Genomic DNA, 447 nt, shown 5'->3' with positions numbered 1-447 from the left:
GATCGGGGCCGCCGCGCGGGATCCTGACCGACCGGATCGGAGCTTCCGCGGGAACCTGACCCACCGGATCGGAGCCGCCGCGAAGGGGCCGACCCGACCAGGTTGGCCAATTGTCGGACCCGTCTGGTTCGATTGAGGCATGGAGATTCTCTGGGTCCTGATGGCGCTGGCCATGTTCAGCCTGGTCCTGCTGCCGGTATTCAGGCGCAGGCGCGCCGGTATTCAGCTGGTGTCGCCCGGCGACCCGGACGCGGCGGACCCGGCGAACTACGGGTTCCTGCGCCAGGAGGAGCTGGACATCCGCATGCCCGGCCCGGACCAGGACCTGCTGGACGTGCTGGACCTGGTACAGCGCACGCAGGACTACCGCTCCGCCTCGCAGCTGCTCGCGGGCACCGAGGTGGACGGCGAGCGGCGCTGGCAGCGGGTGCAGGCCTTCGCGGGTGC

Annotated in this window: 1 protein-coding gene; it reads left to right on the top strand. The window is 70.7% G+C overall.

Annotated features, from left to right (window positions below):
* Positions 1-139 precede the first annotated feature (139 nt).
* Positions 140-447 (top strand): hypothetical protein (locus tag J1M41_RS11745; protein WP_206451813.1); only part of this gene is annotated, 308 nt, incomplete at its 3' end.

This window comes from Micrococcus sp. KRD096 (assembly GCF_017168495.1).
Lineage (GTDB): Bacteria > Actinomycetota > Actinomycetes > Actinomycetales > Micrococcaceae > Micrococcus > Micrococcus luteus.
This window is presented reverse-complemented; position numbering and strand designations above follow the sequence as displayed.